22 protein-coding genes are annotated in these 22,854 nt (G+C 64.1%); 12 read left to right on the top strand and 10 right to left on the bottom strand.

The features are described from left to right. Window positions 1–95 precede the first annotated feature (95 nt). Complete coding sequence (locus XI06_RS24635) at window positions 96–314, top strand: hypothetical protein (protein WP_237862251.1); 219 nt, start codon at window positions 96–98, stop codon at window positions 312–314. A 12-nt stretch (window positions 315–326) separates the two neighbouring features. On the opposite strand, the gene tgt is transcribed toward XI06_RS24635, so the two are convergent. Next, on the bottom strand, window positions 327–1,475 hold the full coding sequence (gene tgt, locus XI06_RS24630; protein ID WP_237862250.1) for a tRNA guanosine(34) transglycosylase Tgt: 1,149 nt from the start codon (window positions 1,473–1,475) through the stop codon (window positions 327–329). A 224-nt stretch (window positions 1,476–1,699) separates the two neighbouring features. Between tgt and XI06_RS24625 the strand changes: the two genes are divergently transcribed. The 4 genes from XI06_RS24625 to XI06_RS24610 all read left to right on the top strand — a co-directional run bounded on the left by XI06_RS24625 (window position 1,700) and on the right by XI06_RS24610 (window position 5,866). Then, window positions 1,700–2,842 carry a patatin-like phospholipase family protein gene (locus tag XI06_RS24625; RefSeq protein WP_237868808.1) on the top strand — a complete coding sequence of 381 codons (1,143 nt, stop codon included), beginning with the start codon at window positions 1,700–1,702 and terminating at the stop codon, window positions 2,840–2,842. A 150-nt stretch (window positions 2,843–2,992) separates the two neighbouring features. Continuing rightward, entirely contained in the window at window positions 2,993–3,739 is a 747-nt protein-coding gene (locus XI06_RS24620; RefSeq protein ID WP_237869976.1) for a TetR/AcrR family transcriptional regulator, read from the top strand. 268 nt (window positions 3,740–4,007) lie between these two features. After that, window positions 4,008–4,613, top strand: a complete 606-nt coding sequence (locus XI06_RS24615; RefSeq protein ID WP_237862248.1) for a PepSY domain-containing protein — start codon at window positions 4,008–4,010, stop codon at window positions 4,611–4,613. A 215-nt stretch (window positions 4,614–4,828) separates the two neighbouring features. Further along, window positions 4,829–5,866, top strand: a complete 1,038-nt coding sequence (locus XI06_RS24610; protein WP_237868807.1) for an aspartate-semialdehyde dehydrogenase — start codon at window positions 4,829–4,831, stop codon at window positions 5,864–5,866. A gap of 169 nt (window positions 5,867–6,035) precedes the next feature. On the opposite strand, the gene queA is transcribed toward XI06_RS24610, so the two are convergent. Genes queA through coaD form a run of 5 tightly spaced genes read right to left on the bottom strand, consistent with a single transcriptional unit; the run spans window position 6,036 to window position 9,166 of the window. Beyond that, window positions 6,036–7,109 (bottom strand): tRNA preQ1(34) S-adenosylmethionine ribosyltransferase-isomerase QueA, encoded by a 1,074-nt coding sequence (gene queA / locus XI06_RS24605; protein WP_237868806.1) that lies wholly within the window; start codon window positions 7,107–7,109, stop codon window positions 6,036–6,038. Window positions 7,110–7,160: 51 nt separating this feature from the next. After that, window positions 7,161–7,625 carry a peptidylprolyl isomerase gene (locus XI06_RS24600; RefSeq protein WP_128951691.1) on the bottom strand — a complete coding sequence of 155 codons (465 nt, stop codon included), beginning with the start codon at window positions 7,623–7,625 and terminating at the stop codon, window positions 7,161–7,163. After that, on the bottom strand, window positions 7,622–8,047 hold the full coding sequence (locus XI06_RS24595) for a hypothetical protein (RefSeq protein WP_237868805.1): 426 nt from the start codon (window positions 8,045–8,047) through the stop codon (window positions 7,622–7,624). The genes XI06_RS24600 and XI06_RS24595 overlap by 4 nt, the downstream gene beginning before the upstream one ends. Before the next feature lie 8 nt (window positions 8,048–8,055). Next, a complete protein-coding gene (locus XI06_RS24590; RefSeq protein WP_237868804.1) occupies window positions 8,056–8,631 on the bottom strand; it encodes a peptidylprolyl isomerase in 576 nt (191 codons plus the stop codon). A gap of 40 nt (window positions 8,632–8,671) precedes the next feature. After that, window positions 8,672–9,166: a pantetheine-phosphate adenylyltransferase gene (gene coaD, locus XI06_RS24585; RefSeq protein WP_237862243.1), complete on the bottom strand. Its 495-nt coding sequence runs from the start codon at window positions 9,164–9,166 to the stop codon at window positions 8,672–8,674. A 258-nt stretch (window positions 9,167–9,424) separates the two neighbouring features. Here coaD and XI06_RS24580 point away from each other — a divergent pair, with 258 nt between their 5' ends. Together XI06_RS24580 and XI06_RS24575 are read left to right on the top strand one after the other, a co-directional pair. Beyond that, entirely contained in the window at window positions 9,425–9,682 is a 258-nt protein-coding gene (locus XI06_RS24580; protein WP_237862241.1) for a hypothetical protein, read from the top strand. Window positions 9,683–9,885: 203 nt separating this feature from the next. Beyond that, window positions 9,886–11,739 carry a potassium transporter Kup gene (locus tag XI06_RS24575; RefSeq protein WP_237862568.1) on the top strand — a complete coding sequence of 618 codons (1,854 nt, stop codon included), beginning with the start codon at window positions 9,886–9,888 and terminating at the stop codon, window positions 11,737–11,739. 106 nt (window positions 11,740–11,845) lie between these two features. On the opposite strand, the gene gyrA is transcribed toward XI06_RS24575, so the two are convergent. The 3 genes from gyrA to XI06_RS24560 form a co-directional block, all read right to left on the bottom strand. Further along, window positions 11,846–14,590, bottom strand: coding sequence for a DNA gyrase subunit A (gene gyrA / locus XI06_RS24570; RefSeq protein ID WP_237862239.1), 2,745 nt, complete (start codon window positions 14,588–14,590; stop codon window positions 11,846–11,848). A 168-nt stretch (window positions 14,591–14,758) separates the two neighbouring features. Next, entirely contained in the window at window positions 14,759–15,157 is a 399-nt protein-coding gene (locus XI06_RS24565; protein WP_237862237.1) for a DUF2306 domain-containing protein, read from the bottom strand. A gap of 188 nt (window positions 15,158–15,345) precedes the next feature. Then, a complete protein-coding gene (locus XI06_RS24560) occupies window positions 15,346–15,843 on the bottom strand; it encodes a single-stranded DNA-binding protein (RefSeq protein ID WP_092234768.1) in 498 nt (165 codons plus the stop codon). Between the two features lie 422 nt (window positions 15,844–16,265). On the opposite strand from XI06_RS24560, the gene XI06_RS24555 reads away from it, so the two are divergent. The 4 genes from XI06_RS24555 (at window position 16,266) to XI06_RS24540 (ending at window position 21,805) form a co-directional block, all read left to right on the top strand. After that, the gene (locus tag XI06_RS24555; RefSeq protein WP_237862235.1) at window positions 16,266–17,030 is read left to right on the top strand and encodes an outer membrane protein; all 765 of its coding nucleotides are present in this window, start codon (window positions 16,266–16,268) and stop codon (window positions 17,028–17,030) included. Between the two features lie 236 nt (window positions 17,031–17,266). Beyond that, window positions 17,267–17,941, top strand: a complete 675-nt coding sequence (locus XI06_RS24550) for an outer membrane protein (protein WP_237862233.1) — start codon at window positions 17,267–17,269, stop codon at window positions 17,939–17,941. Between the two features lie 279 nt (window positions 17,942–18,220). Next, window positions 18,221–21,196, top strand: coding sequence for an excinuclease ABC subunit UvrA (uvrA, locus tag XI06_RS24545; protein WP_237862231.1), 2,976 nt, complete (start codon window positions 18,221–18,223; stop codon window positions 21,194–21,196). A gap of 45 nt (window positions 21,197–21,241) precedes the next feature. Beyond that, window positions 21,242–21,805, top strand: coding sequence for a DinB family protein (locus XI06_RS24540; RefSeq protein WP_237862230.1), 564 nt, complete (start codon window positions 21,242–21,244; stop codon window positions 21,803–21,805). Between the two features lie 6 nt (window positions 21,806–21,811). Here XI06_RS24540 and XI06_RS24535 read toward each other — a convergent pair whose 3' ends face one another. Further along, window positions 21,812–22,348 (bottom strand): RNA 2'-phosphotransferase, encoded by a 537-nt coding sequence (locus XI06_RS24535; RefSeq protein ID WP_237862228.1) that lies wholly within the window; start codon window positions 22,346–22,348, stop codon window positions 21,812–21,814. Window positions 22,349–22,421: 73 nt separating this feature from the next. On the opposite strand from XI06_RS24535, the gene XI06_RS24530 reads away from it, so the two are divergent. Then, the gene (locus XI06_RS24530) at window positions 22,422–22,754 is read left to right on the top strand and encodes a hypothetical protein (protein WP_237862227.1); all 333 of its coding nucleotides are present in this window, start codon (window positions 22,422–22,424) and stop codon (window positions 22,752–22,754) included. Window positions 22,755–22,854: the final 100 nt, after the last annotated feature.

Genomic DNA, 22,854 nt, shown 5'->3' with positions numbered 1-22,854 from the left:
GAGCAATTACGAAAAATCAACACGTTCGTGTTGCGACCTCGTCAACTGATTCTGCTTATGTTAGACTTAGGTCTCGAAGCAGGGAGGTCACCACGATGTCAGCAGTTGCTGAAGTGTTGTCGACCGTCGCGCCAACGCGTGATCCGCGTTGTAGTGAGTTGCCCACCTGTCCCGTCTGCGCCGATTCAATGGTTGCCGCTGAAGCGTCCGCCTACGTCTCGGACCACGTGATCTCGTATCTCTGGACCTGCGACAATTGCGGCTATGGTTTCGTGACCAAGCATGCCGTCAAGCAGCGGATCGTGTGCAACTGACCTTTGATCGACCTAGCGCGGGGCGATATCGCCCCTCGCCCAGTCCTCGCGCGTACGCTGATAGAACTCGTCGAATGTTCCGTGTGCGATCGCGTCTCTGATGCCCTGCATCAGGAACTGGTAGTAGGCGATATTGATTTCGGACAGCAGCATCGCCCCCAGCGTCTCGCCCGCCTTGACGAGATGGTGCAGATAGGCGCGCGCGCAATTGCGCGTCGACGGCCACGCGCTCTCCTCGTCGAGCGGACGCGGATCGTCGGCGTGGCGGGCGTTGCGCAAGTTGACCTGGCCGAAACGGGTGAAGGCGACCCCGTGACGGCCATTGCGCGTCGGCATCACGCAATCGAACATGTCGACGCCGCGCTTCACCGCTTCGAGAATGTCATCGGGCGTGCCGACGCCCATCAGATAGCGTGGCCGGTCGGTCGGTAGCCGGGGCGCGGTCTCGTCGATCATCGCCAGCATCACGGCCTGCGGCTCGCCGACGGCGAGGCCCCCGATCGCGTAGCCGTGGAAGCCGATCTCGACCAGGCCCTGCGCGCTCGCATGGCGCAGCTCCGGCACGTCGCCGCCTTGCACGATGCCGAACAGCATGTAGCCGTCTGGCGCGCTCTCGAAGGCACGCTTGCTTCGTTCGGCCCAGCGCAGCGACAGCCGCATCGCACGCTCGATGTCGTCGCGCTCGGCCGGCAGCCGCACGCATTCGTCCATCTGCATCGCGATGTCGGAGCCGAGGAAGCGCTGCACCTCGATCGAGCGCTCCGGCGACAGCTCGACCTTGGCGCCGTCGATATGCGAGCGGAACGTCACGGCATGCTCGCTGACCTTGCGCAGGTCCGCCAGCGACATCACCTGGAAGCCGCCGGAATCCGTCAGCATCGGCCCGTTCCAGCCCGTGAAGCGCTGCAAGCCACCAAGCGCGTGGATACGCTCCGCGCCGGGGCGCAGCATCAGGTGATAGGTGTTGCCGAGCACGATATCGGCGCCGGCATCGCGCACCTCGCGCCAGTGCATCCCCTTCATGGCGCCGGCGGTGCCAACGGGCATGAAGGCCGGGGTCCGCACCACGCCATGGGGCGTGGTCAGGCGGCCGGTGCGCGCGGCGCCATCGGTGGCGAGCAGTTCGAAATGATTGGGTAGAGCGGTGTCAGCAGGATTCATGGCGGTGCTTATTGCGTGTCGGGCGAGCCCGATCAACCCGCAGGATGCCTCAGACTGGCACAGCGTTGACGGGGACGTGATGATCGCAGTCGCTTGATAAACAAAACGATACAGTATAGTTTCGCTGCCGGGGGTTGGACGAGACGCCGCGGCAAATGGCCGGCGGCCGCAAATGCGTGATCGTCAGCCACCGACCGATGCCCCTCCCCACATGTTCGACGGACATGTCCGCCGTCTCAGACGACTGGACAAAGCGCCTGATCAGGTCGCTGGCCGTGGCGTGCAGCCTGGCGCTCGCCGCCTGCACCTCGATCCCCCGGACACCCTACACGGCGGCCGATGCAAGCAGCTCGCGCGTGCTCGATATTGAGGGTCTGCGGCGCTACGCCGACGAGCCTGTCACCAAATTCAGCTTCGAGCAGGACAAGGCGACCGGCAGCCGAACCTATCTGGCACTCTCAGGCGGCGGCGCCGATGGCGCCTATGGCGTCGGCGTCCTGAACGGCTGGACCGCAGCGCGCAACCGTCCGACCTTCTCCGTCGTCTCCGGCGTGAGCACCGGCGGCCTGATCGCGCCCTTTGCGTTCCTCGGATCGCAATATGACGACACGTTGCGCGAGCTCTACACCAGCGGCATCGCCGAGAGCCTCTTGAACGATCCGAGCATCATCCGCGTGCTGTTCGGCTCCGGCCTGTTCGGCAATACGCGGCTGCGCGAGCTGGTCGCGCGCTATGTCGGGCCGGAGATCATGGCGCAGGTCGCGCGCGAGAACGCCAAGGGCCGGCGGCTATTGGTCGTCACCACCGATCTCGACACCCAGCGCACCGCGATCTGGGACATGGGCAAGATCGCCGCGGTCGGCACGCCCGAAGCGCTAAAGCTGTTTCGTGATGTGATGGCGGCCTCCGCCAGCATTCCCCTGGTGTTTCCGCCGATCCTGATCGAGGCCGAAGGCCAGGGGCGCAGGTTTCAGGAGATGCATGTCGACGGCGGCGTGACCGCCCCGGTGCTGACGCTGCCCGAAGCCTTGCTGTTGCAGGGACGCCTGCCCGGCAACGCGAAGATGGACATCTACATCCTCGTCAACAAGAAGATCGAGCGCAACTTCGAGCTGGTCGCCAACAGCACGATCGATGTCGCCTCACGCAGCCTCTCCTCGATCACTCAATCGCAGACGCGCTCGGTCATCTTGTCGACCTACGATTTTGCCCAACGCAACCACCTCGGCTTCCATCTTTCCTACATCGAGCGTGACTATCCGGCGCCGCCGTCCGAAGGTTTTGATACCGGCTATATGCGTGCGCTCTACCAGTACGGCTATGAGAAAGCGGCGGGCGGTCAAGCCTGGACCTCGCGGATGCCATGAGGCGGAACGGCGATGGTGGAAGACCGTTGACGATACGGCCAATTCGGCCAGATTCGCGATGACGCCCCGGTTGCCGCGCGTTATAGAGCAATGACCACCGGCACGACCGCGCAGGAATCATCGGGCGGATCATTGGGCACATCATCGGGCATGGGATTGGCTGCGACCAAGGCAAGAACGGCAACGTCGCGACGCGAGGTCTCGAAATCGCGCGGCGGCCGGCCGACCAAGAGCGCCGCAATCGAACGCGATCAGCGGCTGATCGAGGTCGCCACCCGCCTGTTCCTCGATCGCGGCTTTGACGCGACCTCGCTCGATGCGGTGGCCGAGGCCGCGCGGGTCAGCAAGCCCACCGTCTATTCCCGTTACGGCGACAAGCGCGGCCTGTTTGCCGCCGTGCTCCGCCGCGAGATCGCGCGCTGGCTCGCGCCGCTGTCGGCTGCGGCAGAGACGCAGCTCAGCAGCGCAAACGATATCCCGGTCGAACAGCGGCTGGTCGAGATCGGGCGCGAGATGCTCAATTTCACCTGCGGTCCCGACGCCGTGGCCTTCAGCCGCATGATGACGTCACAGGCCATCAACTTCCCCGACGTCGCCAAGCTCGGCAAGGAAGAGGGCTGGCTGAAGGCCGTCGCGACCACCGCGCGCTTCTTCGACCGTCTGGTGGCGCAAGGCGCGCTGGATGTCGACGACACCATGATCGCGGCCGAAGTGTTCCTCGACGTTGTCGTCGGCCACACGCACCGCATGGCGACGTTCGGGACGCCGATGGAGCTGAAGGCCGCCGAGAAGCGGATGCGCGCGGCGATCAAGCTGTTCCTGGCCGGCGCGATCGGTCCTGCGGACCGCATCCCAAACGCGCCAAAAGCCGCGCACCGGCGCCGTCCCTCCCGCTGACATTTCCGTGAGACCTGCGATTTGTCCCCTGCGGACGCTGGCCGCTTCGTTGACCATAACAAAACGATACGGTATGGTTTTGTTTATAGAGCGGTGCGGGCCACTTTTTTCACCAGCCCCAAAGAGGACCGGGCCGCTTGGATCGCCGCGACGGGTACAGCCCGTGGTGACGTTCCGCGGCCGGCCGGTGCCCAAGGTCGGCCGCGATTTCTTTACGAACATCCGGCAGACTTGCCGGCGTGAGACCTGCCGGCCGAAGGTTTGGACCATGAGCGCGACGAGACCAGGGGTATGCGGTTTGCTGGCGATCGCCCTGTCGGGCCTGCTCATCGCAGCGCCCGCTCGCGCGACCATCTCGGCGGTCTCTACGCCCGCCGCCCTCCACAGCGACACAGATGGGGACGCCGCGGCGGACCGCCAGGCCGTCAGCCGCGAAATCGAACGCTTCCGCTCTTCGTCGGTCTCGATCAGCCAGGCGATGGCGATCGCGGAAGCGCGTCATGCCGGCGCGACCACCGCGGACATCAGCTTCGATGGCGGCTCGGGCGTGCCGGTGTATCGGGTCAAGACCCTGCACAATGACCGGATCTGGCGGTACACCATCAACGCGGCGACCGGCGAGGTCATTGGCGGCGAAGCTGCCCTTCCCCTGACCGAGCTGGACAATGAGGATCGCAGCAACCTCGCCGTACTCGGCATCATCAAGCACCGCCTGGCTGACGCGGTGCGCGTCGCCGAGAAGGCGGCATCAGGCAAGGCCATCAGCGGCGGGCTGGTGCGCGAGCGCGGCCGGCTCAATTTCGCGATCGTCGTCATCAGCGGCGACGACCTCAAGGAGGTCCTGCTCGAGCCGCCGGGCGCCCGCGGCAAATAACGGGGCCACAATCCCGCCCGAAAGCCATTGACGGACGCAGAACTCTCCCGCATAAGTCCCGCCATGTTCGCGACCACCAAACGCACGACCAAAACCACCACGGCCTTCGGGGCCTGGGGACGCGTGCGCGCATAGTCGTCGACTAAAACGCATCAGCTCTACCGCAGCCCCGCCCATGATGGTCCGGGGCTTTTTTGTTGTCTAAATCGATCTCAATGGAGGACACAGTGAGTAACGATCCCGTCGTCGCGATTGTCGGCGTCACCGGTGCGGTGGGCGCCGAATTCATCGCCACCATGGACAAGCGCGGCTTCCGCGTCGGCAAGCTCAAGGCGCTCGCCAGCGCCCGCTCCGCCGGCAAGACGGTGTCGTTCCGCGGCAGGGATGTCGTCATCGAGGAACTGACCGAGCGCGCCTTCGAGGGCGTCGACATCGCGCTGTTCTCCGCCGGCAGCGGTATCTCCAAGAAGTTCGCACCCATTGCGGTCAAGGCCGGCGCCGTCGTCGTCGACAATTCCTCCGCCTTCCGCATGGACCCGAACGTTCCGCTGGTGATTCCAGAGGTCAACGGCAGCCGCATCAGGGATCACAAGGGCATCATTGCCAACCCGAACTGTGCCGCGATCACCGCGCTGGTGCCGCTCTGGCCGATCCACCAAAAGAACCGCATCAAGCGCGTGATCATCTCGACCTACCAGGCGGCCTCCGGCGCCGGCGCGGCCGCGATGGACGAGCTCGTCGAGAGCACCCGCGCCAATCTCAACGGGCAGGTCTATACGCCCAAGGTGATGCCGCATCCCTACGCGTTCAATCTCTTCAATCACAACACGGCCATCGACTCCGAGACCGGCTACAACGACGAAGAGACCAAGGTCATCAAGGAAACCCGGAAGATCTTCGAGGACGAGAAGATCGCGATCGGCGTCACCTGCGTCCGCGTGCCGGTGCTGCGCGCGCATTGCGAGGCTATCACCTTCGAATGCGAAAAGCCGATCACCGAGGACGAGGTCCGCAGCCTCATGGCGCAGGCGCCCGGCGTGAAGGTGGTCGACGACCGCGTCAAGAACTACTTCCCGATGCCGATCGACGCCTCGGGCCAGGACGACGTCCTGGTCGGCCGCATCCGCAAGGACCTCAGCGACCCCTCCGGCCATTCGATCTCGATGTTCGTGGCGGCTGATCAGCTGCTGAAGGGCGCTGCGCTGAACGCGGTACAAATCGCGGAGCTGTTGCCGCAGCGGGTGATGGCGTAACGCGCCCTCGACCCGTCATCCTGAGGCGCGAGCCCAGCGCTGCTTTGCAGCGCTGGGAGAGCCTCGAAGGATGAACGGCCGAGACGGAGCAGCGGGGCCGTCGCCCTTCAAGGCTCGCTGAAGAGGCGCGAGCACCTCAGGGTGACGGTGATGAAGCGGCGCTTGTTGCTCATGCCCGCGCCCTAAACAGCAAGCACGCATCGCCATACGAATAAAACCGGTACCCGCTCGCGATCGCATGCGCATAAGCCTGCTTCATCGTGTTCAGGCCGGCGAAGGCCGACACCAGCATGAACAATGTCGACTTCGGCAGGTGAAAATTCGTCATCAGGATATCGACGGCGCGGAAATGATAGCCGGGCGTGATGAAGATCGAGGTCTCGGCCGCGAATGGCTGGATGGTGCCATCCTCACTCGCGGCACTCTCGAGCAATCGCAATGATGTGGTGCCGACGGCGATGATGCGGCCACCGTTTTTTCGCGCGGTGTTGAGCCGCTCTGCTGTCTCGGCGGAGATCGTGCCCCACTCGGCATGCATCTTGTGAGCGTCGGTGTCGTCGACCTTCACCGGCAGGAACGTCCCTGCTCCCACATGCAGCGTCACCCTGACGATGTCGACGCCGCGGTCGCGCAGCGCCTGCTCCAGCGCCGCCGTGAAATGCAGTCCCGCGGTTGGCGCAGCGACGGCGCCTTCGTTGGCTGCGAACATGGTCTGGTAGTCCGCGATGTCCTGATCGTCAGGCGTGCGCTTGGAGGCGATGTAGGGCGGCAGCGGCGGGCTGCCGAGGTCGGCGATCGCCTGATCCAGCGCCGGGCCATGGAACGAGAATGATAGGGTCACCTCGCCTTCAGCACCCTTGGCTTCGACCTCGGCATCGAGATGGCCGAGCAGGCAGACCTTGCCCTCATTGCCGAAGCGGATGCTGTCGCCGGCGACAAGCTTCTTCGCGGGCTTTACCAGCGCCTGCCAGCGCGACCCGTCGAGGCGCTTGATCAGCGTCGCCTCGATCTTCGGCTCGGTCTCGCGGCCGATACGCCGGCCCTTCAACTGCGCCGCGATTACCTTGGTGTCGTTGACGACGAGCTGGTCGCCCGGCTTCAGCCAGTGCGGCAAATCCGCGATGGTCTGGTCGCGCAGCGCGCCGTTCTCGACGACCAGCATTTTCGCGGAGTCGCGCGGACTAGCCGGGCGCAACGCGATGCGCTCGGGCGGCAGGTCGAAATCGAAGAGGTCGGTGCGCATTCGTGACTTGCCACCAGGAGCGCGCCGATGCGCGCCCCTGGAATGAGGAGCTTACTCCTTGTCGGCCGCCATCCGCGCCTTGACGATCTTGTCCGGGTTCTGTACCGGCTCGCCGCGCTTGATCTTGTCGACGTTCTCCATACCCTCGGTGACCTTGCCCCACACCGTGTACTGGTTGTCGAGGAAGCGGGCATCGTCGAAGCAGATGAAGAACTGGCTGTCGCCGGAATCGGGGCTCGCCGCGCGAGCCATCGAGGTGGTGCCGCGCACATGCGGCTCCTTGTTGAACTCGGCCTTCAGCTTCTTGCCCGAGCCGCCGGTGCCGGTGCCATGCGGGCAGCCGGTCTGCGCCATGAAGCCTTCGATCACGCGATGGAACACGATGCCGTCGTAGAAGCCCTCGCGGACCAGCTCCTTGATGCGGGCGACATGGCCGGGCGCTAGGTCCGGGCGCATCTCGATGGTGACGGGGCCCTGCGTGGTCTCGAGGATCAAAGTGTTTTCGGTGACGCTCATGCTCGTCTCTCTTGTGCTGAGGGTGAAGTCTTGTCAGGTGACGTTTTGCGGCTGCGGAACTGGATCGCGAATGGACGTCCCGCGGCAGCGCCCGCCATTGCATCGGTAAATGGCACCGGCGTGCAGCGTTGCAACGCCTCCATCACCGCGATCCGGTATTGCAGCCGGTCATTGTCGGAGGCCTCCGCGGATTCATAGGTAATCCTCGGATGGCCCAGAATGTTTCCGGACCGGTTAAAGCTCACCACGACGGTGATGTCGAGTGGGCGGGCCTTGGCCGGCGGCGGCGGCTTCCAGCAACTCCGCAAGTGCTGGAAGACGTCCTGGATGGTGTTGACAGGTGCGTCCTGTGCGGCCGCATTGGTGAGGCCGAACAGCAGCGCCGCGGCAGCGAGCAGGAGCCTGTCGCCGCGGCGCGCCATGAGCCCTCCTACTTGATGTCGGAGGCGACCTGCACCTTCACCATCTTGTCGGGATCGGTGACAGTGCCGCTCGGCGAACCGGCCGGTGCCTTCTTCAGCTTGTCAACGACGTCCATGCCCTGCACGACCTCGCCGACCACGGTGTACTGACCGTCGAGGCTGCCGCCGTCGGCGAACATGATGAAGAACTGCGAGTTGGCGGTATCGACGCTGTCGCCGCGCCGAGCCATGCCGACGATGCCGCGGGAGAAGTGGACCTTGGAGAATTCCTGCTTCAGGTTCGGATATTTCGAGCCACCGGTACCGTTGCCGTTCTGGCCATCGCCGGTCTGGGCCATGAAGCCATCCATGACGCGGTGGAACGGAACGTTGTTGTAAAAGCCTTCGCGCGCGAGCTGCTTGAGGCGTTCGGCGTGCTGCGGCGCCAGGTCGGTCCTGAGCTTGATGATGATACGGCCCTTGGTGGTGTCGATGACGAGCGCATTGGCCTTGTCGAGATTGGCCGGCAGCTGCTGCGCCACGGCCGGGACCGCGCCAACAAGCGCGACGAACATCGTGGCAAGAATTGCGAGACGACGGATCATGGAAACTCCGGATCAGGTGAGATGAAAAAGCGCGCCGTTTTCAGGCGAATTTTGCCTTGAGCTGAGATGCAACGAGCGGCGGTACGAAGGCCGAGACGTCTCCGCCCATGCCGGCGATCTGACGCACCAATGTGCCGGTAATCGGGCGGACCAGAGGTGAGGCCGGCAGGAAGACGGTTTGCACCTCGGGCGCCATGGTGCCGTTCATGCCCGCGAGCCGCATCTCGTAGTCGAGGTCGGTGCCGTCGCGCAGGCCCCGAATCATGACGGTGGCGCCGTATTTGCGCGCCGCAGCCACAGCGAGATCGTCGTAGGTCACCGCCTCGAGCGTGCAACCGGCCTGGGCCGCTACCGGCCCGCAGACGTCATGAAGCATCTTGAGCCGCTCTTCGGTCGAAAACAGCGGCTTCTTGCCGGGATGGATCCCGACCGCGACCACCAGCCGGTCGCACAGCGGCACGCTGCTCCGGACCACGTCCAGATGGCCGTTGGTGATGGGGTCGAAGGAACCTGGGTAAAAGGCAATACGCGGCATGCCCACGTCCTACCGCGCCCGGCCCTGCCCGGCAAGCCGGACCGGTTCCCTGCCCGTTTTCGCCGATTTTTCCGCCATTGCGCGGCGGAAGGCCCCGGTTTGTTTCGTCCTCGGGGCGTCCACGACACACAACGGCACGCGCACGAAACCATTTCCAGCATCGGTGAAGACGTCCGGAAACTGGCCATGGTTATCAATCCAGCCAACGAACGACGGGCCGCATACTGGGCGTAGCGGCCGCATCACAGGGGACAGTCAATGATCAAGGCTCTTTCAGCGATCGCTCTTGCTGCGTGTGTTGCTGCAGCCCTCACCCTCCTGCCCGGCTTCGCTCCGACAGTCGAAGCCAGCGTGCCGCAACCGCTGGCCAAGAGCGACCGGCTCGACATCAAGGCCATCGGCAGGGATTGCTCGCAGCAGGCGTGGCCGAATTTCGAGGCCTCCTGCCTGCGCCGCGCCGGCACCAAGGCTGACGTCCGCATTGCTCGCCTCGTCACGGCAGACCGCACCCCGTAGGCGGATTGTCAGGCTGGCGTCATAAAACGCCGGCACAAGCCCCGATAGAAACCCCATGGCAATTTGCGACGTCTCGTCGCAGAGTGTTTGGCGCGCGCGCCCCTCGGAATGGCCCGACGGGCGAGGTCCCATTGAGGGGTTTGCATTTGTCCAGTACGCCCGCAGTCGCTTCCGGCCATCATCCCAATCCGCTTCCGCTTGCAATGACCATGGGCGCCCTCGGGGTGGTCTATGGCGATATCGGCACCAGCCCCCTCTATGCGCTGAAGGAAGCCGCCAAGGCGGCCGCCCATGGCGGCACCGTGACACAAGACGCTGTCCTCGGCGTTGCCTCGCTGATCCTGTGGGCGCTGCTGCTGATCATCTCGCTGAAATATGCTCTGCTGATCCTGCGCGCGGACAACCGCGGCGAAGGCGGCATCGTTGCGCTGCTGGCGCTGCTGCATGCCCGTCACGCCCAGCCCGGCACTTGGCGCGCGCACCTACTGGTCGTCGGCCTGGTCGGCGCGGCGCTGCTCTATGGCGACGGCGCGATCACGCCGGCCATCTCGGTGCTATCGGCCATCGAAGGACTCAAGGTCGACGCTCCCTCGCTTTCGCCGGTCGTGGTGCCACTGACGATCGCCATCCTGGTGGGCCTGTTCGTGATGCAAAAACAAGGCACCGGCTTCATCGGTCGCATCTTCGGACCGGTCATGCTGGCCTGGTTCATCGTGCTGGCCGCGCTCGGCATCCACGGCATCCTCAAGGCGCCGGCGGTGCTCGCGGCGCTCAGCCCGTTTTACGCCGTGGACTTCCTGATCCACCAGGACTTCCAGGTCTCCTTCGCGATCCTGGGCGCGGCCTTCCTCGCGGTCACCGGCGGTGAGGCGATGTATGCCGACATGGGGCATTTCGGCCGTCTGCCGATCCGACTCGCCTGGTTCACGATCTGCCTGCCGGCACTGGTGCTGAACTATTTCGGCCAGGCCGGGCTGCTGATCACCGATCCATCGATGATCGAGAATCCGTTCTTCCAGCTCTGCCCTGATTTCCTGCATTACGGCCTCGTGGCGTTCTCGGCCGTTGCGACCGTGATCGCCTCGCAGGCCATCATCTCCGGCGTGTTCTCGCTCACCCAGCAATCGATCCAGCTCGGCTTCCTGCCGCGCATGCAGATCCGTCACACGACGAGCGATGCGATCGGCCAGATCTACGTGCCGCTGGTGAACTGGCTGCTCGCCGCGGCAACCCTCGGCGCCGTGCTGAGCTTCGGCACCTCGGATGCGCTGGCCGGCGCCTATGGCATCGCGGTGTCGCTGCTGATGGCGATCACCACACTGCTCGCGGCGCTGGTCGCGATCCAGTGGGGCTATTCGCCGTGGCTCGTGGTGGCCGTGAACGGCTTCTTCTTCGTGATCGACGTGATCTTCTTCTCCGCCAACTCGATCAAGCTGTTCGAGGGCGGCTGGTTTCCGCTGCTGCTCGCCGGCCTCGTCGCCTTCCTGATGCTGACCTGGCGCGCCGGCGTGAAGCTGGTCGAGGCGGCCCGCGCCCGGCTGCGCCAGCCGGAGGAGGACCTGATCGAAACCGCCGTCAACCAGTGTAAGGCGAGGCTGCCCGGGACAGCCGTATACCTAGCCTCGGCGCCGAAGGGTGTGCCGCTCGCACTGACGCAATTCGTCAAACACAACCGCGTGCTGCACGAGCGAATCCTCCTCGTGACGGTGCTGATCGAAGAATCCCCGCACATCGCCGACGAGGACCGCGCCGAAATCATCGAGATCATTCCCGGCATCACCCGCGTGATCCTGCATTACGGCTTCATGCAGAACCCGACGATCTATGACGGATTGAAGCTCGTCTGCCGCCAGGGCAAGCTGCCCGGCATCGATCTCTCCGACATCACCTACTATGTCGGGCGCGAGACCATCATCCCGCGCGAGGACGTTCCGGGCATGTGGGTCTGGCGCGAAGGCCTGTTCGCCTTCCTCCAGCGCAACGCCGAGCGGTCAGCGGCGTTTTTCGGCGTGCCGACCAAGCAGGTCGTGGAGTTCGGGACGGAGCTGGAGATCTAGGGCAAGTGCGTAGCCTGGATGGCGCGAAGCGCAATCCGGGGTCTCTCAGCGTATGGCAAGCAACCCGGATTTCGCTTTGCGCCATCAGGGCTACGGGGATGACACATCAATCCCCGCTCGTCTCCCCATTCGCGCCATTCCCACTCTCCGCCTCTTCCGTGATGTGCTCGACCGAGACGACGTGCTCGTCCTCGGCGGTGTCGAACACGATCACGCCTTGCGTCGAGCGGCCCGCGATGCGGATGCCTTCGACCGGGCAGCGGATCAGCTGGCCCTTGTCGGTGACCAGCATGATTTGATCCGCATCCTCGACGGGGAAGGACGCCACCAGGTTGCCGTTGCGGTTGTTGACGCTCATGGCGACGATGCCTTTGCCGCCGCGGCCGGTGGTGCGGTACTCGTACGACGAAGTCCGCTTGCCATAGCCGTTGACGGAGACGGTGAGGACGACCTGCTCGGCCGCCGACATCTCGGCATAGCGCTCTTGCGCCAGCTGGAAGCTGCCGGAGGTCTCCTCCGCCTCGGCATCCGCTGCCGGCTCTTCCGCCGCAGCTTCGCCGGCGACCGCGCGGCGCATCTTCAAATAGGCTGAACGCTCATCGGATGTGGTCTCGACATGGCGCAGGATCGCCAGCGAGATCACCTTGTCGCCCTCGCCAAGCGCGATGCCGCGCACGCCCATCGAGGTGCGCCCGGTGAAGACGCGCACGTCAGGGACCGGGAAGCGGATGCACTGGCCGCCGGCCGCAGTCAGCAGCACGTCGTCATGCTCGGTGCAGATCTGCACGTCGACGATCGCCTCGCCGTCGTCGAGCTTCATGGCGATGATGCCGGAGCGGCGGACGTCGACGAAGTCGGACAGCTTGTTCCGGCGGACGTTGCCGCCCGTTGTGGCGAACATCACGTCGAGGTTGGCCCAGGTCGATTCGTCCTCGGGCAGCGGCATGATGGTGGTGATGCGCTCGCCCTGCTCCAGCGGCAGGATGTTGATCATCGCCTTGCCGCGCGCGTTCGGCGCGGCCATCGGCAAGCGCCAGACCTTCTCCTTGTAGACCTGGCCTCGGGACGAGAAGAACAGCACCGGCGTGTGCGTGGAGGCCACGAACAGGCGGCTGACGAAATCCTCGTCGCGGGTCTGCATGCCGGCGCGGCCCTTGCCGCCGCGGCGCTGGGCGCGATAGGCCGACAGCGGCACGCGCTTGACGTAGCCGGCGTGCGAGACGGTGACGACCATCTCCTCGCGCTGGATCAAGTCCTCGTCCTCGACCTCGCCTTCCTGCTCAATGATCACAGTCTTGCGCGGCGTGGCGAACTCCGCCTTCACCTCGGCAAGCTCGGTCTTGACGATGTCCAGGACACGGGCGCGCGAACGCAGGATATCGAGATAATCGGCAATCTCGCCGGCGAGCGTGTCGAGTTCGTCGCGGATTTCGTCACGGCCGAGGGCCGTGAGGCGCTGCAGGCGGAGGTCGAGAATGGCCCTGGCCTGCTCCAACGACAGCCGGATCGTGCCGTCTTCGCTGATGCGGTGGCGTGGATCGTCGATCAGCGTCAGCATGTCCTCGACGTCCCGTGCCGGCCAGTCGCGCGACATCAGGGTGTCGCGCGCAGTGGCCGGGTCTGGCGAGGTCCGAATGACGCGGATCATCTCGTCGATATTGGCGACCGCAATCGCCAGACCGACCAGGATGTGCGCGCGATCACGCGCCTTGGCGAGCAGGTACTTGGTCCGCCGCGTGACGACCCGCTCACGGAAGTCGACGAAGATCGCCAACAGGTCCTTCAGATGCATAATCCGCGGACGGCCGCTATCCAGCGCCACCATGTTGACGCCGAAGCTCGTCTGCAGCGGCGTGAATCTGTAGAGCTGGTTCAGCACCACATCCGGCACGGCATCGCGCTTCAATTCGATGACAACGCGGTAGCCTTCGCGGTCGGATTCATCACGCAGGTCGCCGATGCCCTCGATCTTCTTTTCCTTCACCAGTTCGGCGATGCGCTCGACCATCGTCGCCTTGTTCACCTGGTAGGGAATCTCGCTGATGATGATCGCCTCACGCTCCTTGCGGATGTTCTCGATCGCGACCTTGCCGCGCATGACGATCGAGCCGCGGCCGAGGTGATAGGCGGAGCGGATGCCCTGACGTCCGAGGATGACGCCGCCGGTCGGAAAATCCGGTCCCGGCACGATATTGATGAGTTCGTCGATGGTCAGCGCAGGATTGTCGATCAAAGCGACGCAGGCATCGATGACCTCGCCGAGATTATGCGGCGGGATGTTGGTCGCCATGCCGACCGCGATGCCGCCGGCGCCGTTGACGAGCAGGTTCGGGAACTTGGCCGGAAGAACCGACGGTTCGGTTTCGTTGTTGTCGTAGTTCGGCTGGAAGTCGACGGTGTCTTTGTCGATGTCGGCCAGCAGAGCCAGCGCCGCCTTCGTCAAGCGCGCTTCGGTGTAGCGATAGGCGGCGGGGGGATCGCCGTCGACCGAGCCGAAATTGCCCTGGCCGTCGATTAGCGGCACGCGCATCGAGAAGTCCTGCGCCATGCGGACCATCGCGTCATAGATCGACTGGTCGCCGTGCGGGTGATACTTACCGATGACGTCGCCGACCACGCGGGCGGATTTGACGTACTTCTTGTCGGGCGTGTGCCCCTGCTCGTTCATCGAGTAGAGGATGCGGCGATGCACCGGCTTCAGACCGTCGCGGGCATCGGGCAGCGCGCGCGCCACGATCACGCTCATGGCGTAGTCGAGATAGGACTTCTTCATCTCCTCGAAAATGGAGACGGGGCGAATGTCCGAGGGTTGCGCCGGCTGGTCGCCGGGCTTGTTGTCGTCGTCAGCCAAAGGGGAATCCGGTGAGATTTTATCTGGGAATCATATAGCGCATCGACGCCCTGATAACCACCCTTGGGGGCTTCCGGAAAGCGCTTTTTCCGACTGTTTTTCCAGAGACTTACGCCCTACCCGTCACCGCCCGGGGCGCGGCCTGAGCGAGCCGCCGGGAACCGCCGCTCAAGTCCCGAAAACCACGTGGTGCATGATGCGGCCAGGCAGCAGCGTGAACAGGCCTGCCACCACCAGCGCGCCAGCAAACATCAGGATCATGATGCGCCGGTGATCGGTTACGCGGTGGGTGTGCGCCCGCCAAACCGCAAGCGGCAGCATCACCAGTGTGAAGATCGACAGCAGATGGATCGGGCTGAACGATCCGACCAGGCGAATCTCATGGATCCAGAACGACGAGGCCGCCACTACGGCCATGAGCGCGACCCAGATCCAGCCGATAGTCCGGTGCGGCAGCGTGCCCTTGGGCGCCGCGAACTGGACGAGGCCAAGCACGAACGCCGCCATCGCTGCGAAGGCATGCAACGGGATCGCCGGAGCAGCATCAAGCAGCGGCGCGAGGCTCATGTGGCACGTTCTTCGACCGGGGAGCCGACCATGTGAACAAGATTAACATGAAGTTAATATCATTCACATCACGCCCCGTCAAAGGCTTGAGGCAATACATGAGGCCAGCCAGGAAAAGCCAAGCTGAGCCCGCCAATTGGCAAGAAGTTCTGTCGCTTTACGCGAGCCGAGCCGAAGCCCGCTTGGCCTTAGAACGGGATATCGTCGTCCATGTCGTTGTTGCGGCCACCGCCGCCAGCAGCCACGGGGCGGCGCGGTGCGCTGCTGACCGGACCGGACGAGCCGAAATCGCCGCCCGGCTCATCACCGAAGCTGCCGCCTCCTCCGCCACCGCCGCGGCCGTCGAGCATGGTCAGGGTCGAATTGAAGCCTTGGAGCACGACCTCGGTCGAGTACTTCTCGACGCCACTCTGGTCGGTCCATTTGCGGGTCTGGAGCGCGCCCTCGATGTAAACCTTGGCGCCCTTCTTCAGATACTGCTCGGCGACCTTGCAGAGCCCTTCATTGAAGATCACGACGCGGTGCCACTCGGTCTTTTCCTTGCGCTCGCCGCTGTTCTTGTCGCGCCAGGTCTCGGAGGTCGCGATGCTCAGATTCGCGATCGGCCGCCCGTCCTGGGTGCGGCGGATTTCCGGATCCTTGCCGAGATTCCCGACCAAAATGACCTTGTTGACGCTTCCCGCCATCGCCGCTCTCCACTCCAAATGCCACTGAATTTCGAAAAGGCGCGCCCGCGCTGCCGCCTGTTGGGTCGACCCTATACGCTTACAGGGGCCGATCGGCCCGGCACGCCCTCGGTTATCCCCACATATAGCACCGATCGAACATGTGTTCCAGATTTGTTCCCGGTGAAATTGGCGCGACCCAAGCGTGCAAACGATATCAAATGCCGCTATGCACGGCGCCATGAATTGGAACCGGAAAGGCAAGAAAGCGCTTAACATTCATTAGGTTAGGCCAGATCAATTGCCTGACGACTGTTGCATTCCAGAGACGGACTCTGCCGCCCGATTGGACTACCGTTGAGTCGGAATTGGTTCGAATGGGCGTCGCGCCTGATTGACCGCTTCAGGGGACAACTGGAGCGGACGACACTGGGGAGACCGCAATGAAGAAAATTCTGTTCAGTACAATCGGTATTGTTGCTTTGGGCCTGTCTGCACCGGCGAGTGCAGCCGATCTTGCGGCGCGTCCCTACACCAAGGCGCCGGCGCCAATGATCGCCACCATCTATGACTGGAGCGGCTTCTACATCGGCATCAACGGCGGTGGCGGATCGAGCCACAAGTGCTGGGACTTCGTCGCGCCGACCACCGGCGCGCTGCTTGGCGAGGGTTGCCACAATGCGACCGGCGGCACGGTCGGTGGCCAGGTCGGCTACCGCTGGCAGTCCGCCAACTGGGTGTTCGGCCTCGAAGGTCAGGGCAACTGGGCCGACTTCGCCGGTGACAATGTCAGCACGCTCATCCTGACCCAGCGCAACCGCTCGAAGATCGACGCCTTTGGCTTGATCACGGGCCAAGTCGGCTACGCCTGGAACAACGTGCTGTTTTACGTGAAGGGCGGCGGTGCCGTGATCGCCGACAAGTTCAATATCTACACCGCGCCCGGACTCGCCGGAGCCGGCACCCTGCTCGCCTCGACCAGCGACAACCGCTGGGGCGGCACGGTCGGCGCCGGCGTCGAGTTCGGCTTTGCGCCGAACTGGTCGGTGGGCTTCGAGTACGACCACATCTTCCTGGGGAGCAGAACTCTGACGCTCAATGCGCCCGGTGGCACTGCATTCCAGACCGACCGAATCGGCCAGAATGTCGACATGGGTCTCGTCCGGGTCAATTATCGTTGGGGCGGCCCTGTCATCGCGAAGTACTGATCCACCTGGAATCGTTCGAGAATAAAAGGCCGGCCTCGCGCCGGCCTTTTGTTTTTCTGTTCCCGAGCGGGAACCATAGGTCAGCGATCGTTACATTTTGTATTTGTTGTGGCTTTTGAGAGACACAACTTGCAGCTTTGGTGGTGTAAGCACGTCATCAGTTGGACCGGAACGTCCGATGCCCTTCCGATCTTGCGGAAGGCAACAACAGAAACTGGGACTGGGATAAGTTGAAAATGAAGAAGGTTTTGTTGGCTTCGGCCGCTCTGATCGCCCTCACTGGCGCCGCTTCGGCTGCCGACCTGGCGGCGCGCCCCTACACCAAGGCTCCCGTGGCGATGGCCTCGGTCTACAACTGGACCGGCTTCTACCTCGGTCTCGTCGGCGGCGGCGCCTGGGAAGATGCGAACAGCCCGCGGATGCAGGGCGGCTTCGTCGGCGGCACCGCCGGCTACAACTGGCAGACCGGTAACGTCGTGTTCGGTATCGAGGCCGATGGCTCCTGGGCTGACGTCAGCGCCTCCGCTGCGGCCACCGTTCCCGGTTTCGGTGTCGTGACCGCGAACTCGAAGACCGACGCGCTCGGCACCGTGCGCGGCCGCATCGGCTACGCCGTCAACAACGTGCTGTTCTACGGCACCGGTGGTTACGCCTGGATCGACAACAAGATCACCCTCTCCGCGCTCGGTGTGAGCATCTCCGACAGCCAGTTCCACTCGGGCTGGACCGTCGGCGCCGGCGTCGAGGCCTTCATCGCTCCGCAGTGGTCGGTCAAGGGTGAGTACCTGTATCGCAGCCTCGGCGGCGAGACCTATTTCTCGGGCGCCCTGCCGACCGGCACGCTCAACCTGCACACCGTGCAGCTCGGCGTGAACTACCACTTCAATGGCCCGGTCGTTGCCAAGTACTGAGTTCAGTACTGATCTTCGCGACCGACGTCAGATCGTCACGAAAGGCCGGCCTCGCGCCGGCCTTTTTGTTTGTCCCGTCGGCCTCGATTGCCCGGCGCTGCTGCCAAGTCCCGCCAGCGACCCAACAATCCGTTGACGATTCGCAAGTCCCACTGGAAATCCGCCTTCGTTCTTCCTACGTTCGCTCACAACCCCATTGGCGCCGATCCCGGTTCCGGGCGAAGCGCGCCTGCACGTTGGCGCGATCGCGCGCTTTTGGATTCCTTGAGGGCAAATCGGATGGATGAAGTGATCAAGGCGAAGCGCCAACAGCAGAACGCGGGCTCCAGCCTGCGCGCAATTACGATCCGCGGCGCGCGCGAGCACAACCTCAAGAACATCGACGTCGAGATTCCCCGCGACAAGCTCGTGGTGTTCACCGGGCTATCAGGCTCCGGCAAATCCTCGCTCGCCTTCGACACCATCTACGCCGAGGGCCAGCGCCGCTACGTCGAATCGCTGTCGGCCTATGCGCGCCAGTTCCTGGAGATGATGCAGAAGCCTGACGTCGACCAGATCGACGGCCTGTCGCCGGCGATCTCGATCGAGCAGAAGACGACCTCGAAGAATCCTCGCTCGACCGTCGGCACGGTCACCGAGATCTACGACTACATGCGCCTGCTCTGGGCGCGCGTCGGCGTGCCCTATTCGCCGGCCACGGGCCTGCCGATCGAGAGCCAGACCGTCTCGCAGATGGTCGACCGCGTGCTGGCGCTGCCCGAGGGCACCCGCCTCTATCTGCTCGCGCCCGTCGTGCGCGGGCGCAAGGGCGAGTATCGGAAAGAGCTCGCCGAATGGCTCAAGAAGGGCTTCCAGCGCGTCAAGATCGACGGCACGTTCTACGAGCTCGCGGAAGCGCCGACGCTGGACAAGAAATTCCCGCACGACATCGACGTCGTCGTCGACCGCATCGTGGTGCGTGCCGATATCGGCCAGCGCCTCGCCGAAAGCTTTGAGACCGCGCTGAAGCTCGCCGAGGGCCTCGCTGTCGTCGAGTTCGCCGACAGCCCGGCGGCGGCGCCGGTCGAAGAGAAAAAGAAGACCGCAAAGATCCACGACAAGAGCGGACCCGAGCGCATCCTGTTCTCGGAAAAATTCGCCTGCCCCGTCTCCGGCTTCACCATCCCCGAGATCGAGCCGCGTCTATTTTCGTTCAACAACCCCTATGGCGCGTGCCCGGCCTGCGGCGGCCTCGGCGTCGAGCAGCATGTCGACGAGGACCTCGTCATCCCCGACAAGGAGCTCGCGATCGGCAAGGGCGCGATCGCTCCCTGGGCCAAATCATCGTCGCCCTATTACGTGCAGACGCTGACCGCGCTCGGCAAGCACTACAAGTTCACGCTGACCACCAAGTGGAAGGATCTGCCGAAGAAGACCCAGAACGCGATCCTGCATGGCTCCGGCGAGGACGAGATCAAGTTCTCCTATGAGGACGGCGTCCGCTCCTACGACACCAAGAAGCCGTTCGAAGGCGTCATCACCAACATCAACCGCCGCTACCGCGAGACCGAAAGCGAGTGGGCGCGCGAAGAGCTGGCAAAGTATTTCCATGACGTACCCTGCGGCGCCTGCAACGGTTTCCGGCTCAAGCCCGAAGCGCTCTGCGTCAAGGTCGGCGGCAAGCATATCGGCGAGATCTCCGAGCTGTCCGTGAAAGGCGCCGGTGCCTGGTTCGAGACCGTGCCTAAGACGCTGAACGCGCAGCAGAACGAGATCGCCGGCCGAATCTTGAAGGAAATCCGTGAGCGCCTGACCTTCCTGCTCGACGTCGGCCTCAACTATCTCACCCTCTCCCGCTCCTCCGGCACGCTATCCGGCGGCGAGAGCCAGCGCATCCGCCTGGCCTCGCAGATCGGCTCGGGCCTGACGGGCGTGCTCTACGTGCTGGACGAGCCCTCGATCGGCCTGCACCAGCGCGACAACGCGCGGCTGCTCGATACGCTCAAGCGGCTGCGCGACCTCGGCAACACCGTGGTCGTGGTCGAGCATGACGAGGACGCCATCCGCCTCGCCGACTACGTGCTCGACATCGGTCCCGGCGCCGGCATGCATGGCGGCAACATCGTTGCCGAAGGCACGCCCGACGAGATCATGCGCAATCCGAAATCGCTCACCGGAAAATATCTGACCGGCGAGCTCGAGGTCGAGGTGCCGGAGCGGCGCCCGCCGAACCATCGCCGCACCATCAAGGTGGTGAACGCGCGCGGCAATAACCTCAAGAACGTCACCGCCGAAATTCCGCTCGGCCTGTTCACCGCCGTGACAGGCGTGTCCGGCGGCGGCAAGTCGACGCTGCTGATCGATACGCTCTACAAGGCGATCGCGCGCAAGCTCAACGGCGCCAGCGAAGGCGCAGCGCCTCACGATCGCATCGAGGGCCTCGAGCATATCGACAAGATCATCGACATCGACCAGTCGCCGATCGGGCGCACCCCGCGCTCGAACCCCGCGACCTACACCGGCGCCTTCACGCCGATCCGCGAATGGTTTGCTGGGCTCCCCGAAGCCAAGGCGCGTGGCTACGAGCCTGGCCGCTTCTCCTTCAACGTCAAGGGCGGCCGCTGCGAGGCCTGCCAGGGCGACGGCGTCATCAAGATCGAGATGCACTTCCTGCCCGACGTCTACGTCACCTGCGACGTCTGCAAGGGCAAGCGCTACAACCGCGAGACGCTCGAGGTCCTGTTCAAGGGCAAGTCCATCGCCGACGTGCTCGACATGACCGTCGAGGAAGCCGCCGAGTTCTTCAAGGCGGTCCCGCGCGTGCGCGAAACGTTCCAGACCCTGCACCGCGTCGGTCTCGACTACATCCATGTCGGCCAGCAAGCGACGACGCTGTCAGGCGGCGAGGCCCAACGCGTCAAGCTGGCGAAGGAGCTGTCCAAGCGCGCCACCGGCCGCACGCTCTACATCCTGGACGAGCCGACCACCGGCCTGCACTTCCACGACGTCAAGAAACTGCTGGAAGTGCTGCACGAGCTGGTCGCTCAGGGCAACACAGTTGTCGTCATCGAGCACAATCTCGAAGTCATCAAGACCGCAGACTGGGTCATCGACCTTGGCCCCGAAGGCGGCGACGGCGGCGGCGAGATCGTCGCCTGGGGCCCGCCCGAGGATATCGTCAAGGCGCAGCGGAGCTACACGGGCAAGTTTTTGGAGCCGGTGCTGAAGAAGGCGCGGAAACCGAAGCGGCGGAGCACGAGCGAGGCGGCGGAGTAGATTGCGGCCGTAGTCCGCCGACAGATCGGTCCACGGAGAATAGTTGTGTCCTCAGGACTCGTGCAGACCTATCGGTCGTTCGCCTACAACAATGCGTGGGCGAACCATCGCCTGCTCACCGCCTGCGCCCGCCTCAGCCAGGCCGAGTTTGAAGCCGCGCGGGCCGGCTTCTTCCCGAGCATCCAACGCACGCTGAACCACATCTACGTCATCGACCTCTTCTACATCGATGCGCTCGAAGGTGGTTGGCTCGGGCCGCGCGCCTGGGCGAACGAGGTGCCGTACCCCTCGCTTGCCGCGCTGAAGTCGGCCCAGGCTGCCATGGACAAGCGCCTGCTTGCCATCTGCGATGCGCTGACATCAGAGCTTCTGGCCGGCCTTGTCCGGATCAACCGCGACACGCACGTCCAGACCGAGCGCCGCGACCGGCTGCTGATGCATCTGTTCCAGCATCAGATCCATCACCGCGGGCAGGCCCATGCCATGCTGTCCGAAACCTCAGTCGCGCCGCCTCAGCTCGATGAGTTCTTTGCCGAGGGAGAAGCTCCGCTTCGGGCCGCCGAGTTTGCCGAACTCGGCTGGACCGAGGGGACCATCTGGAAACCCTGACGTCAGCTACGCCAGAAACTCGGGCGGCACATGGTCGGTCAGCCACACGCCATTGTCCGCGCGAAAGAACTTGAATCCCTTGGCATGCATGCCGTCGGCATCAACCTTGAATATATGCGGCTTGCCGTGGCGCTGACCGACACGCTCCGCCGTGGCCTCGTCGGAGGACAGATGCACCTGCTGGCGCGCCTGCGGCTTCAGGCCCTCGGACAGGATGGCTTCGACGAACCGGGTTGCCGTTCCGTGATACAGGACCGACGGCGGCTCCTGCGCCGCCAGGCCAAGTTCAACCGAGACGGAATGGCCTTGTGCAGCGCGAATGCGATGTGCATCGGCGGACAGTGAGAAACGCTTCTTGTCGCTCTCTGCGACGACACGCAGCAGATCGTCGCGACCAAACTCTGTGCCAGCGGCATTTGCCTTGGCGATCAGGTCGTCGGTACCGGCCCATCCCTGCGAATCCAGCACCAACCCGATCGCTTCCGGCTGGTGGCGCAGGACTAGGCTCAGAAATTTGCTGAGCTGGGTGTCACTGATCGGCATGGTTTTCCTTCCAGTCGCGCACCTCTACACTCAAGCGTGCGACAATGCCAGATGAGGCGATCTGGAGGTAGCGATGCCCAGCCGAACCTACCAACTCTTCCGCAACGCCATCCTCGCCCAGCAGCAGGTGACCTGTGTCTATGAGGGCCGACATCGCGAGCTTTGCCCACATATCATCGGCACTGACAAGGGCGGTGAGGAAGCCGTGCTGGCCTGGCAATTTGGCGGCCAGAGTAGCGGACCGCTGCCGCAATGGCGATGCCTGAAGCTCGCCAACGTCCGTGGCGCCCGGGCGCGCGATGGTCGCTGGCACGAGGGCGGCTCGCATCGGACGACACAGACCTGCATCAAGGACATCGATCTCGACATCAATGTCCACGTCCGCAAGCTGCGATCGGGAAGCTGAGCACCAATCAGGCATGGCTAGTTATGCGCAGATCGCGAATGCGCGGGCGTCCAGGCATAGGTTGCGGGTTAACCGTAATTCTTGCCAGTAGCTCCGACAT

The organism is Bradyrhizobium sp. CCBAU 11434, assembly GCF_028128895.1.
In the GTDB taxonomy this organism is placed as follows: Bacteria; Pseudomonadota; Alphaproteobacteria; order Rhizobiales; family Xanthobacteraceae; genus Bradyrhizobium; species Bradyrhizobium zhengyangense.
Note: the sequence above shows the minus strand (reverse complement) of the source record. Positions and strands in the feature narration are given on the sequence as shown.

Bases quoted from the DNA above. Each gene is read 5' to 3' on its own strand.
- XI06_RS24575 (WP_237862568.1), top strand. From the start codon at position 9,886: ATGACCATGGGCGCCCTCGGGGTGGTCTATGGCGATATCGGCACCAGC.
- XI06_RS24615 (WP_237862248.1), top strand. From the start codon at position 4,008: ATGAGCGCGACGAGACCAGGGGTATGCGGTTTGCTGGCGATCGCCCTG.
- coaD (WP_237862243.1), bottom strand. From the start codon at position 9,166: ATGCCGCGTATTGCCTTTTACCCAGGTTCCTTCGACCCCATCACCAAC.
- XI06_RS24550 (WP_237862233.1), top strand. From the start codon at position 17,267: ATGAAGAAGGTTTTGTTGGCTTCGGCCGCTCTGATCGCCCTCACTGGC.
- queA (WP_237868806.1), bottom strand. From the start codon at position 7,109: ATGCGCACCGACCTCTTCGATTTCGACCTGCCGCCCGAGCGCATCGCG.
- uvrA (WP_237862231.1), top strand. From the start codon at position 18,221: ATGGATGAAGTGATCAAGGCGAAGCGCCAACAGCAGAACGCGGGCTCC.
- tgt (WP_237862250.1), bottom strand. From the start codon at position 1,475: ATGAATCCTGCTGACACCGCTCTACCCAATCATTTCGAACTGCTCGCC.
- XI06_RS24625 (WP_237868808.1), top strand. From the start codon at position 1,700: ATGTCCGCCGTCTCAGACGACTGGACAAAGCGCCTGATCAGGTCGCTG.
- XI06_RS24635 (WP_237862251.1), top strand. From the start codon at position 96: ATGTCAGCAGTTGCTGAAGTGTTGTCGACCGTCGCGCCAACGCGTGAT.
- XI06_RS24595 (WP_237868805.1), bottom strand. From the start codon at position 8,047: ATGGCGCGCCGCGGCGACAGGCTCCTGCTCGCTGCCGCGGCGCTGCTG.
- XI06_RS24610 (WP_237868807.1), top strand. From the start codon at position 4,829: ATGGAGGACACAGTGAGTAACGATCCCGTCGTCGCGATTGTCGGCGTC.
- XI06_RS24555 (WP_237862235.1), top strand. From the start codon at position 16,266: ATGAAGAAAATTCTGTTCAGTACAATCGGTATTGTTGCTTTGGGCCTG.
- XI06_RS24590 (WP_237868804.1), bottom strand. From the start codon at position 8,631: ATGATCCGTCGTCTCGCAATTCTTGCCACGATGTTCGTCGCGCTTGTT.
- XI06_RS24565 (WP_237862237.1), bottom strand. From the start codon at position 15,157: ATGAGCCTCGCGCCGCTGCTTGATGCTGCTCCGGCGATCCCGTTGCAT.
- XI06_RS24560 (WP_092234768.1), bottom strand. From the start codon at position 15,843: ATGGCGGGAAGCGTCAACAAGGTCATTTTGGTCGGGAATCTCGGCAAG.
- XI06_RS24620 (WP_237869976.1), top strand. From the start codon at position 2,993: ATGGGATTGGCTGCGACCAAGGCAAGAACGGCAACGTCGCGACGCGAG.
- XI06_RS24535 (WP_237862228.1), bottom strand. From the start codon at position 22,348: ATGCCGATCAGTGACACCCAGCTCAGCAAATTTCTGAGCCTAGTCCTG.
- XI06_RS24580 (WP_237862241.1), top strand. From the start codon at position 9,425: ATGATCAAGGCTCTTTCAGCGATCGCTCTTGCTGCGTGTGTTGCTGCA.
- XI06_RS24600 (WP_128951691.1), bottom strand. From the start codon at position 7,625: ATGAGCGTCACCGAAAACACTTTGATCCTCGAGACCACGCAGGGCCCC.
- XI06_RS24530 (WP_237862227.1), top strand. From the start codon at position 22,422: ATGCCCAGCCGAACCTACCAACTCTTCCGCAACGCCATCCTCGCCCAG.